Origin of the sequence: Peribacillus sp. FSL R5-0717 (assembly GCF_038002945.1) — a bacterium.
In the GTDB taxonomy this organism is placed as follows: Bacteria; Bacillota; Bacilli; order Bacillales; family DSM-1321; genus Peribacillus; species Peribacillus frigoritolerans.
The window spans coordinates 5,017,576-5,032,825 of sequence record NZ_JBBOOF010000001.1; the positions used below are offsets into that span (position 1 = coordinate 5,017,576).

At 41.4% G+C, this 15,250-nt stretch carries 14 protein-coding genes; 11 read left to right on the forward strand and 3 right to left on the reverse strand.

What is annotated here, in order from left to right:
* Nucleotides 1-2: 2 nt before the first annotated feature.
* Both yppF and NYE65_RS24070 read right to left on the reverse strand, forming a co-directional pair.
* Nucleotides 3-185, reverse strand: a complete 183-nt coding sequence (gene yppF / locus NYE65_RS24065) for a YppF family protein (RefSeq protein WP_055348417.1) — start codon at nt 183-185, stop codon at nt 3-5.
* Nucleotides 186-438: 253 nt separating this feature from the next.
* A complete protein-coding gene (locus NYE65_RS24070) occupies nt 439-1,731 on the reverse strand; it encodes an MFS transporter (protein WP_340861882.1) in 1,293 nt (430 codons plus the stop codon).
* Between the two features lie 1,146 nt (nt 1,732-2,877).
* On the opposite strand from NYE65_RS24070, the gene NYE65_RS24075 reads away from it, so the two are divergent.
* The 11 genes from NYE65_RS24075 to NYE65_RS24125 all read left to right on the forward strand — a co-directional run bounded on the left by NYE65_RS24075 (nt 2,878) and on the right by NYE65_RS24125 (nt 14,127).
* Entirely contained in the window at nt 2,878-3,693 is an 816-nt protein-coding gene (locus tag NYE65_RS24075) for an IclR family transcriptional regulator (protein WP_048678846.1), read from the forward strand.
* A gap of 273 nt (nt 3,694-3,966) precedes the next feature.
* Complete coding sequence (locus tag NYE65_RS24080) at nt 3,967-4,500, forward strand: cupin domain-containing protein (protein WP_034312308.1); 534 nt, start codon at nt 3,967-3,969, stop codon at nt 4,498-4,500.
* Between the two features lie 122 nt (nt 4,501-4,622).
* Nucleotides 4,623-5,561 (forward strand): VOC family protein, encoded by a 939-nt coding sequence (locus NYE65_RS24085; RefSeq protein WP_191930203.1) that lies wholly within the window; start codon nt 4,623-4,625, stop codon nt 5,559-5,561.
* A gap of 101 nt (nt 5,562-5,662) precedes the next feature.
* A complete protein-coding gene (locus NYE65_RS24090; protein ID WP_055348419.1) occupies nt 5,663-6,454 on the forward strand; it encodes an SDR family oxidoreductase in 792 nt (263 codons plus the stop codon).
* 30 nt (nt 6,455-6,484) lie between these two features.
* Complete coding sequence (locus NYE65_RS24095; protein WP_340861883.1) at nt 6,485-8,173, forward strand: thiamine pyrophosphate-binding protein; 1,689 nt, start codon at nt 6,485-6,487, stop codon at nt 8,171-8,173.
* A gap of 12 nt (nt 8,174-8,185) precedes the next feature.
* Entirely contained in the window at nt 8,186-9,631 is a 1,446-nt protein-coding gene (locus tag NYE65_RS24100; protein WP_340861884.1) for an aldehyde dehydrogenase family protein, read from the forward strand.
* Between the two features lie 16 nt (nt 9,632-9,647).
* Nucleotides 9,648-10,433: an aspartate dehydrogenase gene (nadX, locus tag NYE65_RS24105; RefSeq protein WP_340861885.1), complete on the forward strand. Its 786-nt coding sequence runs from the start codon at nt 9,648-9,650 to the stop codon at nt 10,431-10,433.
* 38 nt (nt 10,434-10,471) lie between these two features.
* A complete protein-coding gene (locus NYE65_RS24110; RefSeq protein WP_340861886.1) occupies nt 10,472-11,773 on the forward strand; it encodes an aromatic ring-hydroxylating oxygenase subunit alpha in 1,302 nt (433 codons plus the stop codon).
* Between the two features lie 21 nt (nt 11,774-11,794).
* Complete coding sequence (locus NYE65_RS24115) at nt 11,795-12,304, forward strand: aromatic-ring-hydroxylating dioxygenase subunit beta (RefSeq protein ID WP_034312295.1); 510 nt, start codon at nt 11,795-11,797, stop codon at nt 12,302-12,304.
* A 34-nt stretch (nt 12,305-12,338) separates the two neighbouring features.
* Nucleotides 12,339-13,127 carry an SDR family NAD(P)-dependent oxidoreductase gene (locus tag NYE65_RS24120; RefSeq protein WP_223255793.1) on the forward strand — a complete coding sequence of 263 codons (789 nt, stop codon included), beginning with the start codon at nt 12,339-12,341 and terminating at the stop codon, nt 13,125-13,127.
* A gap of 40 nt (nt 13,128-13,167) precedes the next feature.
* A complete protein-coding gene (locus NYE65_RS24125; RefSeq protein ID WP_340861887.1) occupies nt 13,168-14,127 on the forward strand; it encodes a VOC family protein in 960 nt (319 codons plus the stop codon).
* Nucleotides 14,128-14,424: 297 nt separating this feature from the next.
* Here NYE65_RS24125 and NYE65_RS24130 read toward each other — a convergent pair whose 3' ends face one another.
* Nucleotides 14,425-14,769: an FCD domain-containing protein gene (locus tag NYE65_RS24130; RefSeq protein WP_340861888.1), complete on the reverse strand. Its 345-nt coding sequence runs from the start codon at nt 14,767-14,769 to the stop codon at nt 14,425-14,427.
* Nucleotides 14,770-15,250: the final 481 nt, after the last annotated feature.

Consider the following 15,250-nt stretch of genomic DNA (forward strand, 5'->3'; position numbering starts at 1 on the left):
CTTCATCCAGGAGACGTTTGTTTGGCTCCTCGAAGATATAAGTCCTGACAGAGACTTCTATATTGCAAGATTGACAGCTTCCCGTTTACATATTCATTCTGAATATAGTCCAATAAATCATTGGCATGGTTAGGTTTTTGACGTTTTTCCTGAATATAATGGAGAATTAAAACTTCTATATTCACACACTCACCTTACTTGACAAGTATTTTTTTCCATAAATAATATAACATGGGCATTCAAAAAAATATCATTTTTTGAATATTTTAACTATCGACATATTTATACAAATAAAGGAGTGGTTCGGAGTAACCGGTGGGGAATTTTATCGGGAAATCCAAAAAAGAGCGATGTTATTTCGACTTACTTTTAAGTCGGCACAAGAAAAACCCCTGATAATTCAAGGGTTGGAGGTATAAAACTGATTTTACAAGGACTTCATGCTTGTATCTTTTGTACATGTATAGGTGATAAGCGCAGTTCTGCGGATTCTCTCTTAATGGAGAATAAATAAGCTGCCAAGCCTAAGAGGGCTGTAAAAATCAGCATGGCGATCGATGAACTGAAGTCCCCGCCAGACAAGTCACGAAGCCATCCCATGATATAGCTCGAAAAGCCGCCCATGATATTCGTGAATCCAATTAGACCTGCGGCTCGTCCTGCCGTTTCAGGTGTTGAGTATTTTACCATGAGCATATTGCTTATGTGGAACACACCGCCTTGACATCCCATTGCCAGTCCCATACATAGTCCGGCCAAAATAGGGTTGGGGATGAAGACTGCTACAGTCAAAAAGACAGCCGTCAATGAAAATAGAATCGTGGCCATCAAACTTGGACGTCTGGTTTTGTCAGCCAGAAAACCGCATGCCAAGACAAATCCTAAAGCGAATAGCCAGGAAAGTGAAGTAATGCTCGACATTCCTTCCTTTTCAAACCCTTTTGCTTCAATGAGATATGTAGGAAGCCAAATGCTGATTCCGAAAAATAAGAAGGAGCATACGAGCATACCGAACCAAACGATCCAGAAACGATAATCTTGGGCGAAACTTTTCTTATTCTCTGAATGGGCGGTTTCTTTTATTTCATCATCCGTTTGGCGAATGAATGCCAATTCATCTTTACTTATACGGGGGTGTTCTTCTGGTGTATTCCTCGTCATTAAGATGAACATCGGGATATTTATAAATAAGTTGAAAGCTGCAAGCATAAAGAAAGCTGCTTGCCAGTGAAGTAAAGATATCACAAGCACCAAAACAACGGCTCCCATTGCCGGTCCTAAATAGTTTCCGGTAAGCCAAGATGCCTGGGCCCTCCCCAGTTCGCGTTTATTAAACCAGTTAGAAATGAGCTTTCCGGAAACCGGAATCATCATCCCTTCACCAAAACCAAGAATGATCCTGCTAATTAAAAATATTTCATATGAATTTGCCAGTCCTGACATAATCATCGTGATTGTCCAAACGAATAAACCGGCGATGGCTGTTTTTCGGGCACCCAATTTATCAATGATGAAGCCCCAAAAAAGATTTGAAACTCCATAAGCAATGGTGAATACAAAAGATAGAAGACCGATCTTTGCATTTTTGTCAGCACCTGTCATACCGAGTGCATGCAAGAATTCTGGATCTGTTTGAATGATGGAAATGCCAACCTTATCAATTTGTCCGAAAAACCAAAAGAAAAAAATTGGTACGGCAATATACAACCATCTTTTTTGCCCATTTAACATAATACCATCTCCCTATCGCTTTTTAACATTCCTTAAAACGCTTACATTTGAGAATAAGTGTTTTAAAGTTATCCCTTTAGAAAGGTACTAGTTTGTTTTGATTTTTCCCGCCTTTCTTTAAAATTTTGATAGAAAAAAGAAACAGATGTGTTTTGTAAGGAAAACAAAGTTTTACTTTCTTAACGATAAATTAAAATAATTTGATTGTCAATTTAATATTTTGACTATTTTATATTTTTAGATTATAAGCGCTTTCGGTTATAAATCGAACTTTGTTTCATCCTATTGAGTAGATGGGAGCTCTATCAACCAGGACTTTAAATGGAAGTAATACTGATTCTTTGTGTCCAAAAAACAAATTATTTACAAATTATTAAAAATTCTGACTTGTTGATATTGAATTTAAAATCAGGAAAATCTATAATTCATTTATATTGTTTTGTATATGAAATGCTTAATATGGAAAATTTCGCGATTTGACAGAGAATATCGATGTATGAAAATTCTTTATTTGTTTTTACTGCTGTAATTGGTTATATTTGGTCATATAACAACGAGCTTTTCTATTGAAACGTCAATTATGCTAGGCCTTCCAAATAGTTTTATATATGTAAATATGCTTTAATTGACACATAAACACTATTCTATTTATACATGAAGAGTAAAGGATTGTGAGGTAGTAATGGTTGCCAATTTGCGGTACTGATTCTTTAACAGGAATAGGGATAATGAATAGCGTTCGAAGACACCAGCTCGGTTAAAAGTTCCCGGCTTTTACTAGCCGTTTTCCGGAAGCGATGAAAGCGTTGAGTATATCTGATATGACTCATAGACCAGCTGTTGTTAGCAGGAAAGAAAGTAAACGGAAACTTCTGAATTGATTACAATCCATCGAAATATGATTGGAAGAACTTGCAAAGTAAAGGCCGGTGCGCGCTACTGGCGCCAAAGTACCTTTCTAGTTAAGGAAGCAAAAGAAAAATAGGCAACCATTGAAGTATGCATCATAAACATTCACCAAAAGAACGATCAGAAAAAAATGTATATATATGTTGCAAGTTCTTCTTTCTAGGTATGAAGAAAGCTTTACTGAACGGGTTATAGTCAGGGAAAATGAGATTTATTCACAACGGGGGGAATACTTGAATGGCAAGCGAAGAAAAAGAGAAAGAGAAATATAGTGCTAATTCATTGGTTAGGGGCTTGGAAATCATTAAGCTCTTTAATGAAGTACAGCCGAGCTTGTCTCTTTCAGAAATAGCAAAACAACTGGGAGTAAGCAGAACAGTACCATATCGTTTATTATTCACATTACAAAATATTGGTTACTTGTCTCAGGATGAACATACCAAACGTTATAGTTTAACTCCTAAAGTTCTTGAATTGGGGTTCAGCTATTTGAATAGCTTGAAATTCCAGGAAATTGTCCAACCTTATATGGAGACCTTGCGTGATGAAATCGGAGCCTCCTGCCATCTTTCCATTTTGGATGGACAGGAAGTTGTTTATGTTGGAAGTGCCCCGATCAGAGGTGTATCCGCTGTCAATGTGAACATAGGGTTGCGGCTGCCGGCACATGCTTTGGCCAATGGAAAATTACTTTTGGCATATCAACCGAAAGAATTGCTCATGCAAATGTTCAAAATATCGAACCTTACTCCTTATACAGACAAAACACTCACCGCGCCTGGTGAATTTCAAAAACAGCTGGATTCGATTCGGCAAAATGGTTATTCGATGACAAGCGGGGAATTCCACCCTGGCATCCGTTCGGTTGCCGCCCCAATCTTTGATAGGACTGGGAAAGTATTGGCTGCCTTGAATGTCGTGGCAACAGAGTCTGCTTATCAAGAGGATTTCATCGATAAAATTGCCTTGCCGAAACTGTTGGAAGTTTCTCGTCAGTTATCCGTTTATATGGGATACAGCGGGGTTAAGCCTTATCAACACGAAGATGTCTGAACGATTTAAAATCGATTAATAAGTGAATAGTCTCTTTCGAAAGTGTGGATCTCCCATTAGGGAAATCCACACTTTTTTGTGTTAAGAAAAGCAAATCGTTACAAGTTTATCCCATAGTGATGAACGTTCGGATTATAAAAATAGTTTTAAATATTCTAAAAATTCATTGACAATGAAGCGGTTTCATTTTAGACTTAATTCATAGACAAAACAATGTTTTGCTTATGAAACATAATTCGGTTTAGAAACAACAAATAAGGGAGGAATTTTAAAATGACAAAAGAAACTTTTTCAGTGAAGGATTTTGAAAAAAAATATGTTGCCCGATTGAAAGACCGTACTCTTGATTGGAATGTCTTGAAGTTCCAAGAAGAAATTGATCCCGCTTATAGACGCGCACAGATGAGATATATCGGACGTGGTGCCACTGCCAATAACGATACGAATGTAATTGCAGGTGAACATTTCACTTTAAGTACGATGGTACTTCCTCCGGGATGTATCGGTCCTTTGCACCTTCATGACGATGTTGAAGAAGTGTTTTTCATTCTTGAGGGTGAAGTCACGGCATTAATTCAAGAGGACAGCTACAGTGAAGTGCATGAAATCAAATTAAGTGCGAGAGACTGCATAAGCAGCCCGCCGGGGGTTTATCGGGGAATTAGGAATGACGGGGATGTAGAGGCGCGCATGCTAGTGATGCTTGGTGCAGTGAAGCCTAACTTACCGACATATCCTGAAGGCAGTGAACTGGAAGAACTGCGTAAACAACGCTCTAAAGAAAGAGAAGCCATCATTAAAGATTGACCATTTAGCCGAAAGGGCACCTGCATTATGAAAATTAATGAGGCGCCCTTTTCGATTAGATTGTTAAATATGGCCAATGCGAATGATCAAAAGGGCAATCTAAATTATGGGAGGTATAAAAAATGCTTGGGATTACTCATTTACGGCATATAAGCATGATTACTCCGAATTTCGACGATCAAGCAGAGTTTTATGAAAAGGTTTGGGGTCTGGATAGGGTGGATGTTCCGGAAGAGGAGAATACGGTTTATTTCCGGGGGGCTGGACCGGAACATCATATTCTTAGCCTCCACAAGGGAGAAAAACGTGGATTGCACCATATAGCTTTTGGCATGGTCGATAAAAATGCGGTGGACCGTGCAGCAGGGATATTACAATCGAAGGGCGTTCGAATTATTGAACCGCCTGGATATTTGGATGAAGCAGGTGCCGGTTATGGCCTGCGGTTTATTGATCCGGAAAACCGCGTGATCGAGCTTTCGGCTTGGGTGGAAGTGCAAACGTCTATTTGGAGCAAGAAAAATGTTGATCCAGTGAAATTGAATCATGTTGTAATGAACACGAAGAACTTAGATATGATCGTTGAGTTTTATACGGATGTCCTTGGTTTTAAAGTCACTGATTGGAGTGAGCATCAAATGTCATTCCTCCGGTGCAACAGAAAGCATCACTCCATCGCCTTCAATCAAGATGAGCATGCGTCAGTCAATCATATCGCATACGAAGTCGATTCCGTGGATGAATTGATGCGAGGAATAAGCAATGTCCGAAAAGCGGGCTTGTCAGAACTTTGGGGACCTGGACGTCATGGGCCGGGAGACAATATTTTCTGTTATTTTCAAGACCCAGGCGGTTTTGTAATGGAGTATACATGTTATCTGGAAACGATCGAAGATGAATCTGAGTGGAGAGCACGTGTATGGAAACGGGTACCGCATTTAATGGATCAGTGGGGGATTGCAGGGCCGCCGAAACCTGAAGCGCGCAAAGCAATGGGAGGAGATCCCGATCCAGGCTGGGTTGATTCTCATATAGAAGGTTCTGTCATGGCGAAAAAATGAGGAGGAGTTTGATTTCCTCTCATGATTCTTTTGCGTAGTTAGCTTCTTGTTGATTAAAGGACAGCATTTGAGGAAAATGGCTTTGAAAAGGAGTGAAGAGAGTGGATTTAGGATTGCAAGGAAAAGTGGCTGTTATTATGGGCGGCACGTCGGGAGTGGGTTTAAAAACAGCAGAAATGTTTTTAGCTGAAGGAGCGAAAGTGGCTATTTGCGGCAGAAGTGCTGAACGTATGGAAAGTGCACAAAGTCAATTGCTCTCATTTGGTGAAAAGGAAGATATTTTTGCATCAACATGTGATGTCACCTCAAAATCGGATGTGGATTCTTTCATTAATGGTACCGCTGAGAGGTTTGGCGGAATCGATATTTTGGTGAATGCAGCCGGTCAAAGCGTGATGGGTCACTTTTTTGACATAACGGATGAGCAGTGGGAAGAACAGATTCAGTTAAAGTTTTTTGCCATCATATATGCCGTTCGTGCTTCGCATCCTCATTTAGTGAAAAGGGGAGGAGGGCGGATCATTAATATTAATGCAACGCTTGCCAAAGAACCTGAACGTCATATGGTAGCGACTGCAGCAGCAAGGGCTGGCCTCCTTAATTTAAGCAAAACCTTGTCCCAGGAATTGGCCTTTGACAATATATTGGTGAATTCAGTGAGTCTTGGATTGATCCGGACCGATCAATGGGAGCGAAGAAGGTTGAAAAATGCGCCTGATATGGACCCTGAAGAGTATTACGGGGACCTAGCGAAAAAACGGAATATCCCTCTCGGCCGCGTAGGGGAAGCGGAAGAAGTGGCCAGTGTCATTGTTTTCCTTGCTTCAGACAAAGCAAGTTATGTAGCGGGTTCGACGATTGAGACGGCAGGAGCGATCGGAAAGGCAATATAAATATATTACTGAAAAAGGTAGGATAACGCGATGAAAATACAAGAAGAAATAGAGTTTACGACCGCCGATTCCATCGTAAAGGAGCTTGTTCAAGCAGGTGTGGAAGTTGTTTTCGGGATTGTCAGCATTCACAATATGCCCATCTATGATGCAATTCTTAGGGAAGGGAGCATCAAACTCATTTGTTCACGCGGTGAGAGCGGTGCCGTTAATATGGCTGATGGATATGCACGCGCCACCGGGAAATTGGGTGTAGTGATTACCAGTACTGGAACAGGGGCAGGAAATGCAGCTGGTTCACTAGTGGAAGCTTGGGCAGCAGGTGTCCCCCTTCTTCATCTAACAGGTGAGGTGGCTTCTTCTTATCTTGGTACAGGCAAAGGATACATACATGAGTGTAAAGACCAGCTTTCAATGATGAGCGGAGCTTGTAAAAATGCAGTGAGGCTTAGAAACCCTGACCAAACCGCAGCAGTAGTAAGGAAGGCAATCCAAGAAGCTTTAACTGCACCTACGGGTCCGGTTACATTGGAAATTCCAATTGACTATCAATCGGTGATCATAGAGGATCTTTCACTCGAAGGGCTACGAACTTCACCCTCTGAAACAAATTCAATGCCAATTATTCCTGAACTAGCCGTTCAAAAAATGGTAAGCGCAAGCCGACCTGTCATATGGGCCGGTGGTGGAGTCATCAGTGCCAATGCTTCGCAAGAGCTGCAAAAATTGGCGGAAATCCTTGGTGCAGCGGTAATAACCAGTCAGTCAGGAAAAGGTTCGATTCCAGAAAACCATGAACAATGCATCGGACATTTTGCGGCATATGAAACTACAAAAGAGTTTTTAAGAAATGCAGATTTATTGATTAGCGTAGGTGTAAGGTTTAGGGGGAATGAAACATCCAACTGGAAAGTGCCGGTGCCACAAGAACATATAGCGATCGATGCGGATTGGCAGGCCATTAACCGGAACTATAAAGCCACGTTAGGTTTGGTTGGCGATGCAAAAGATATGCTTGCTGCCATCATTCAAAAGCTTGAAGAACGTTCAGTTCATGCAGAGCCATCTTATTTACAAGAAGTTCTTTCACTTAGAAATGAAGTGCGCGCTCAACTCAGGGAAACGCTTGGACCGTATGAGCAATTTGTAGATGGCATGAGGGAGATATTACCAGAGGATACCATTCTAGTTCGTGATGTGACCGTACAGGCAAATGTTTGGGGTAGCCGTTTATTTGAAATCTATGAACCGAGAACATCGATTCATGCATCAGGCGGCGGAATTGGTCAAGGTCTTCCAACAGCAATCGGTGCCCAAATGGGATGTCAAAATAAAACCGTCGTTCTTATGGCTGGAGATGGTGGGTTTATGGTGAACGTCGGGGAAATGGTTACGGCAGCCGAAGAAAACTTACCAGTTATCATCGTATTGTTCGATGACTCAGGCTATGGAGTTCTTCGCAATATTCAAACAGCCGCATATGGTCGGCAGGTAGCAGTGGACTTATTGAGCCCTGATTTTGTGAAACTGGCTGAGTCCATGCATTTTGATGCAGTGCGTATTGGTTCTGGAGATGAGTTCATATCCGAACTGAAAAAGGCCAAGGAAAGACGTAAACCTTCAATGATCGTCGTTGATATGGAAGCTGTGGGGCCAATGGCCAAACCATTTGGCGGACCACCGGGAGCTGCGGAAGCATTCAAGCCCAAAAAACTATAAGGAGGATTGAGAATGATTTCGACATACCCATTTGTTTCAGGAAAATATCTAGTTAATGGAGAATGGATAGAATTACCGGAAAAAGTCGATGTTGTAAATCCGGCAAATACATCGGAAGTAGTTGGCCAGGTGGCAAAATGCTCTGAAGAAATCGTGAATGGCGCTATTGAAGCGGCAGAAAATGCTTTTGAAACGTGGTCTCGCTCTGATATCGGGGAACGGGCAAACAGGATGAAAACTGCGGCAGAAGAACTATCAAAAGTTATCGAGGAAAATGTTACAGTATTTGTACGCGAGAATGGCAAAACACTTGTTGAAGCTAAAAAGGATTTACTGCGCTGTGTTGAAGTAATGAAGGGCTGTGCAGCAGAGTTACTTGATTGGTGGAAGCCTGAAGTACTTCCAGGAAAACAAAAAGTCCAAATCCGAAGAAGGGCAAGAGGTGTCACGGCAATAATCACACCGTGGAATTCTCCGATGATATTAACATTTAAAAGGGTCATACCTGCTGTCTTGGCAGGCAATGCCGTTGTCGTAAAACCTGCAACGAATTGTCCCTTAACGATCATGACCTGTTTAAAAGTAGTTGCTGAACATTTTCCTCCAGGAGTCATCAATATAGTCTCAGGATCAGGAAAAGCAATTGGCGACACACTATGTTCCGATTCACGCGTAAGGACATTGGCGTTTGTCGGAAGCACGGAAACCGGGAAAGATATCATGCAGAAATCAGCTGGAAATCTGCAAAAAGTATATATGGAACTTGGCGGCAATGATCCTGCCATCATCTTGGAAGATGCCAATATGGACGAAGCGGCTATCAAACGTTTGAGGATGGGGATTTTACGAGCGGCGGGTCAGGTTTGTTCTGCTGTAAAAAGAGTGTACGTCCAAGAATCACGATATGATGAAGTTGTGGAGAAGCTGACCAAAGAGTTCAGCCGGATGGTGATCGGTGATGGAATTCAGCCTGATGTAACCATGGGTCCATTGAATAATAAAGCACAATATGACTTTGTGAATGGCTTGATCAAACGTACCGCTAAGTCTGGAGGAAATATAATCACAACCGGCATTCAGCTGAATCCGGAAACTTGGGATAAAGGTTATTATATGCTTCCTTCCATTATTACTGGCGTCGATCAGCAGAGCGAATTGGTTCGAGTGGAACAATTCGGACCGATCATTCCAATTTTACCTTTCAATGATATCGATGAAGCTGTAAAATTAGCGAATGATAGTGAGTTTGCGCTGCGTGCATCTGTTTGGACCGAGAATGAAGATATCGCTGTCGAAATGGCAGATCGCCTTGAAGCTGGTGCGGTATTCCATAATAATCATACCGTTTTCAGCGACTTGGCTCTGGACTTCCCTGGCTTAAAAGAAAGCGGTGTTTCGCGGGAAACAAGACATTGCGGGTTGGAATTCTTTGCGGACTCATACGGGTTTGCTGATTGAGGAAGGATGAAACTACATGAAGTTAGGTTTAATCGGGTGCGGTAATATCGGAAAATTTCTGCTTCAGGCCATTAATAACGACGGGCTTCTTCCAGGTGGAAGAATCGTTGCGATTTATGCCCGCCGTGAAGAAGTTGCGGCACAATTAGCTGAAGAATTCAGGACACAGCCATATCGTGATGTCGACGAACTCCTTAAATCCGATGTAGATTTAGTCATAGAGGCTGCAACGATAGAAGCAGCTGAAGAGTATGCATTGAAAGTGCTTAAAAGCAGGAAGGATCTCTTGCTAAGCAGCATTGGCGTGATGGCGAATTCCGCCTTTGAAGAACAATCAAACCAGATTTGTAAATTGAATAACGTGAATATTCTCCTTCCGTCTGGTGCGATTGGAGGTCTAGATGTACTTAAATCGGCAAAAGCGGTGAATGGCCTTGAATCTGTTTGCATCACCACAAGAAAACCGCCAAACGCATTGCCGGCAGGGTCTTCAGTGACAGAAGAAACGGTATTATTTGAAGGAACTGCTGCAGAAGCGATCAAGCTGTTTCCGAGAAACATTAATGTTGCGATTGTGCTGTCTATGGCTGGTCTTGGATCAGAAAAGACGAAAGTGAAAATCATTGCCGATCCAAAAGTGTTAAAAAACAATCACCTGATAGAAGCGTCAGGTTCGTTCGGGAAACTGAAACTGGAAGTGGAAAATGATCCGATGCCAAATAACCCGAAAACGAGTTATCTAGCGGCATTAAGCGTTTTGGCGACTCTGCAAAACAAGGAAAAAAGCGTTCAGATCGGGTAATGCATAATGATGTAAAGCTTGGAAGGGAGAGAAAAAGTATGCTTAAAACTGAAAAATCCTTAGAAGAAATGTCGAAACAGCAAGTTGTTGACTATTTGACCGAAACGGTTAAACCAGAGGAAGGCATTATACCTGCATACCTCCTTGGAGACCCAAAGGTTTATGATATAGAACATGAAAAAGTGTTTTTGAAAACATGGGTTTTTATCGGCCATGATTCTGAAGTACCGAACAAAGGAGACTTCATGACCCGTGAACTTGCTGGCTACTCGCTCATCATTACTCGTGATGCTGAAGGGGAAATCAGGGCGTTTTATAATATGTGCACCCATCGCGGAATGAAACTATGCCGTGCAGATAAAGGGAACAAGTCATTATTTACGTGCCCCTACCATGGGTTCAATTTTAAAAACACTGGTGAACTCGTAGGAGTGCCATTACAAAAGGACATATATGGGGGCAACCTTGACCGCTCGGAAATGGGCCTTCACAAAGTAAAGCTTGAATCCTATAAAGGTCTTTTATTTGGAACTTGGAATGAAGATGCTGAGCCGCTTGAAGAGTTCCTTGGCGACATTAAATGGTATTTGGATATCCTTGTAGGACGTGCAGAAATGGAAGTAATCGGAGTTCCGCAAAGATTCGTTGTTAATTCCAACTGGAAAGTTGGTTCCGATAACTTTGTTGGTGATTCCTATCACACGATGGTCACACACGGATCCATTGCCAAACTGGGCATGGTGCCCAATGCTACCTATTCAAAGCGCGGTTTTCAAATCCATACGGATAACGGACATGGACTAAACTTAGGGACTCCTAATCCTGACTTCGCTTTCCCGGAAGAATTGAAAGATGAATTTAAAACTAATTTGTCAGAAGAACAATATGGAGTGTTATCAAACTTAAAGAATATGATTGGGAATGTCTTCCCTAACCTATCATTTTTAATATCCCATACAAAAATCAAAGACCAATTCATCTCCAACACTTCAATAAGGATGTGGCGGCCAATCGGTCACAATAAAATGGAAGTGATTGCTTGGATGCTCGTGGAAAAGAACGCCTCCCAAGATTGGAAAGATAGATCAAGAGATTCATTTATCTTGACCTTTAGTCCATCCGGTATTTTCGAACAGGATGATACGGAAGTTTTTACTGATATCACTGAAGCAGCCCAAGGCCCAATGCCTTTCCTAAAGAATCTAACCTACAATTATACAATGGGTCTTCATCGTAAACCAGTTGATTTTATAGGTCCTGGTGTTGCTTACGATGATAAATTCACTGAAGCGAGCCAAAGGAATTTTTACAAGTACTGGCTTGAATTGATGACGAAATGATAAGCGGGAGGGGGAACGGAAATGAATGTGGAGAAAATGTTGCTCAAATGTCAATTTGAACAGTGGCTGTATGATGAAGCTCAATTACTGGATGATATTGAATTTGATGATTGGTTCGATTTAATGCATTCGAGCTTACGTTATCAAATGCCTGTACGTGTTAATAAAGAAGGGGTGGAACGCCCGGATTATTCAACAGACATGTTTACATTTAATGATGATATTGAGCTGCTTAAACTGCGTGTGGATCGTTTGAAAACGGATTATGCTTGGGCGGAAATACCGCCATCAAGAACACGGCGTTTTGTCTCAAATGTACGTGTTAAAGACTATGTTGAAGGTGAAAAGGCAGTCGTCAAGAGCTACCTGCTCATCTATCGTAGCCGCAGCACGGATATTCAACATGATCTGATTTCGGGGGAACGAAATGATGAATTCATTTTCGAAGAAGGTAAATGGAAACTTTCCAAACGAATATTCATTGTTGATCAATCAACGATAAATACTAGAAATCTTGCTATCTTCGTATAATATTGACTTGGTTAAAAAGAGGAGGCTGGTTACAATGGCAATGGCGTTAAAGGATAAAGTAGTGCTGATTACCGGTGGCAATTCAGGTATCGGGGAGGCTGTCACTAGACGTTTCATACAAGAAGGGGCAAAAGTCAGCATCATCGGCCGCTCGATAGAAACGCTAAAGAAAATGAAAGCGGAATTTGGTGAAGAGATTCTCATTAACCAAGGCGATGTAAGCAAATATGAAGACAATGAGAGGGCTGTCCAGGCCACTGTCGAGCAATTTGGAAAACTGGATGTTTTCGTTGCCAATGCAGGAGTCTTTGATGGATTTGCTAAATTTGCCGACGTAACTCCCGATGCACTTTCCGATGCATATGATTTTCTGATCGATATTAACGTAAAAGGATCATTCTTCGGTGCTAAAGCCGCTCTTGAAGAACTGCAAAAATCGAATGGAAATATTATTTTCACCGTATCCGGTGCCAGTTTTTATCCGGATGGCGGCGGGGTGTGGTACACAGCAAGCAAGCATGCCCAAATAGGGCTGATGCGCCAGCTTGCCTTTGAACTCGCTCCTAACATCAGGGTGAATGCTGTAGCGCCTGGTGGCACACTGACAGCATTATCGGTCATACCTCCCCTACGTCCATTCGTTAAAATGGTGGATAATGAAACGAAGGCAAATAGCATAAAAAAAAGAAACCCTCTTCAGCTTGCACAGCTGCCCGAAGATCATGTAGCTGCATATGTACTATTGGCATCAGACGCAGCGCGTGCTATTACCGGTGAAGTCATCTCCAGTGATGGAGGATTGTCCGTTCGCGGACTGGGTTGAGTTCATAATAAAATAAACTATGGGAAGTAGGTTTATTAGTATGGCTGAATCACTATTGGGCAATAGGAATATTAATCAACTCGCATTTGTTGTAAAAGATATTGAAGCTGCTAATCTAGCTTTCACAAGACTGCTGGGCATTAAGAAGGCAGAACCATTTCTAACTGGTGACAGTTCTGTTTCGAAAGTCACTTTTAGAGGTGTACCAACGGAATCGCAATCCAAACTGGCTTTTCTGAATACACCGACCGTCCAATTTGAACTAATAGAACCCGATAAAAATCCAGGAACCATGCGTGAGTTCCTGGATGAAGTAGGTGAAGGGATCCACCATATAGCTTTTGATGTGGACTCTATCCAAAAGAGGCTGCCAATCATGGAGAAAAATGGTTACCCAGCTTTGCAAACGGGTGAATTCACTTCAAGTGACGGCCGATATGTATATGTGGATACACTAGATGATCACAAAACGTTAGTTGAACTGCTTGAAAGTGCGGAGCCAAGAGTAACGGCATGGGAAAGACCGGAAGATGACAGCATAGAGCCGCTACTAGGGACTAACAAAGTGGAACAGCTTGCGTTTGTTGTCAAAGACATTGATGCGGCTGCAGATGCATATAGTAAGTTGTTGGGTGTTGAAAAACCTCCCATCATCCATTCTGGTTCATCCGATATTACAAACGTGATTTACAAAGGGAAGCCCACTGAAGGCAAATCAAAATATATGTTCATCAATACTCCGTTAATTCAAATTGAATTGATCGAGCCGGGCGAATCACCCAGTACGTGGAAAGATCATCTAGAAACATATGGTGAGGGTGTTCACCATATCTCTTTTTTCGTTAAAGACATGGAGGCTAAAATGAAGATGCTGGTAGAAATGGGCTATCCGGTCATACAGACAGGAAACTTTTTTAACGGAAAAGGCCGGTATGCCTATATGGATACAAAAGCGACCTTTAAAGTGATTATTGAATTGCTGGAACGTTACGATGAGTAAACAAGTAACCACTGCTCATCAAAAGGTGTATGATGATTGTCCGGGTAATTGGAACTTACATAATTAGGAATAAGAACCCCAGGGGTCATTCAATCGAAAAACCTAGCCATTTTCCCACCTAATCAGCTGATTAACTACCAAGAAGCGCAACCATAAAAAGCATACAAGGCAATGGTCGGGAAGGGTACTTCAACCATGGCCTTGTACGGTTCGAATAAAAAAGTGAAGAATGTAACATCAATATGATCGTATTGACCTTTATTGCTTTTTCTACAACTTTGTCACGAATGGCCTGGATTAACTGTAAGTGCTCTTTGTTTCGTTCCTCATACCAAGATTTATCCACCAATGTAATTCCTCATTACGGGCCGATAAAAAGGATTCGAAAGGAAACCATGATGAATCTGTAGTTTTTTGGAGAAAGTTATTTCTCGAGTTGGAATATAATAAGCGGTGAAATTCGATGTTTGTACGACTTGCCGCTATTCGGTCATTTTTATTTATTTCTTGTTGCAGTTTATCTGTTGCCCATACCAGTTTTTTTAACTCCTCTTCCGTAATTCCTTCACAAGCTTTTTGCTTAGAATGGTTTTCGAGCATTACTGATTTCCAATTATTGCTGCTAAAGTTCAATGTCCACATTGGATATGACCATCCCTATGGACAGGTTTAACCTGTAGCAAATTTTCCTATTCCAATTTCCCAAAAGCTTTACAAACGGTGTACGGCTACAATTGATTTGCTGGGCGATATCATCTTCCGTTAAACGGTCTCCGGGCAATAATACGCTTCAATGATTGCATTTTTAATAACAAAAAATATAGCTTCCCTTAAGGGCTTAGAATAATAATGTTCTATTTAATTTGAATATATAGATAATGATTGGTTTCCATGGCGCTCTTTTCTATAAATATACAAGTATATTTATTTAAAAAATGAGTGATGTCCATTTCAATGCTTCATACTTTTTATTAATACAATTCAATGGGATGGATGACACTATTACTACGAAAGACGCTCACTAGGCAATCGGACCTTTGGCAAGATAAAAAATTCCAGGTAGCCCTTATATATGCTGTAACTGGGAAGCTGCCTGATACTTTTTGGGAAAAAAGGTGGTCAT

Excerpts from the sequence above, each read along its gene's own strand:
- NYE65_RS24100 (WP_340861884.1), top strand. The coding sequence starts at position 8,186 with ATGATTTCGACATACCCATTTGTTTCAGGAAAATATCTAGTTAATGGA.
- NYE65_RS24070 (WP_340861882.1), bottom strand. The coding sequence starts at position 1,731 with ATGTTAAATGGGCAAAAAAGATGGTTGTATATTGCCGTACCAATTTTT.
- NYE65_RS24110 (WP_340861886.1), top strand. The coding sequence starts at position 10,472 with ATGCTTAAAACTGAAAAATCCTTAGAAGAAATGTCGAAACAGCAAGTT.
- NYE65_RS24095 (WP_340861883.1), top strand. The coding sequence starts at position 6,485 with ATGAAAATACAAGAAGAAATAGAGTTTACGACCGCCGATTCCATCGTA.
- NYE65_RS24075 (WP_048678846.1), top strand. The coding sequence starts at position 2,878 with ATGGCAAGCGAAGAAAAAGAGAAAGAGAAATATAGTGCTAATTCATTG.
- NYE65_RS24080 (WP_034312308.1), top strand. The coding sequence starts at position 3,967 with ATGACAAAAGAAACTTTTTCAGTGAAGGATTTTGAAAAAAAATATGTT.
- NYE65_RS24120 (WP_223255793.1), top strand. The coding sequence starts at position 12,339 with ATGGCAATGGCGTTAAAGGATAAAGTAGTGCTGATTACCGGTGGCAAT.
- nadX (WP_340861885.1), top strand. The coding sequence starts at position 9,648 with ATGAAGTTAGGTTTAATCGGGTGCGGTAATATCGGAAAATTTCTGCTT.
- NYE65_RS24115 (WP_034312295.1), top strand. The coding sequence starts at position 11,795 with ATGAATGTGGAGAAAATGTTGCTCAAATGTCAATTTGAACAGTGGCTG.
- NYE65_RS24085 (WP_191930203.1), top strand. The coding sequence starts at position 4,623 with ATGCTTGGGATTACTCATTTACGGCATATAAGCATGATTACTCCGAAT.
- NYE65_RS24125 (WP_340861887.1), top strand. The coding sequence starts at position 13,168 with ATGGCTGAATCACTATTGGGCAATAGGAATATTAATCAACTCGCATTT.
- NYE65_RS24130 (WP_340861888.1), bottom strand. The coding sequence starts at position 14,769 with ATGTGGACATTGAACTTTAGCAGCAATAATTGGAAATCAGTAATGCTC.